Here is a 544-nt window from a genome sequence, read left to right as displayed (position 1 = left end):
GCCCGCTTGCGGCCCCCACGCTTGCGCACGGTGAGGCCTTCCTCGCGGTAGATGCGATAGAGCTTCTTCCAGTTCAGCGCCCAGCCTTCCCGCTTCAGCAGGATGTGCAGGCGCCGATAGCCGAACCGCCGCCTCTCGCCGGACAGTTCCCGCAGCCGCTCGCGCAACTCCCGGTCCTCCGGCCTGGTCGGCTGCCGCCGATACACGCGCGGGTCGATCCCGGCCAGGGCACAGGCCCGCCGCTGCGAGTAGCTCTTCTCCTTCATGGCCCAGTCCACGGCACGCCGCCTCGAACCGGGCCTCAGAAGCGTCCGCAGGCTCACTCGAACGCATGGCGTTCGCCTGCTCCCATTCCCAGCATCTCCTTCAGCGTCGCGACGTCGAGCATCTGCTCCGCCAGCATCTTCTTCAGCTTCGCGTTCTCGGCCTCCAGCGCCTTCAGCCGCCGCGCATCCGACACCTCCATGCCGCCATATCTCGAGCGCCACTTGTAGAAGGTCGCGTCGCTGATGCCGTGCTTGCGGCACAGCTCCTTCGCGCCCAG

At 67.8% G+C, this 544-nt stretch carries 1 pseudogene; it reads right to left on the bottom strand.

Going from position 1 to position 544, the window contains the following annotated elements:
• Positions 1-544: pseudogene (locus ACFOES_RS20980) on the bottom strand (transposase); the annotation flags it as partial.

This window comes from Acidimangrovimonas pyrenivorans (genome assembly GCF_042643245.1).
GTDB lineage: Bacteria > Pseudomonadota > Alphaproteobacteria > Rhodobacterales > Rhodobacteraceae > Acidimangrovimonas > Acidimangrovimonas pyrenivorans.
The sequence above is the reverse complement of the archived record's forward strand: the minus strand, read 5'-3'. Positions and strand labels throughout refer to the sequence as shown.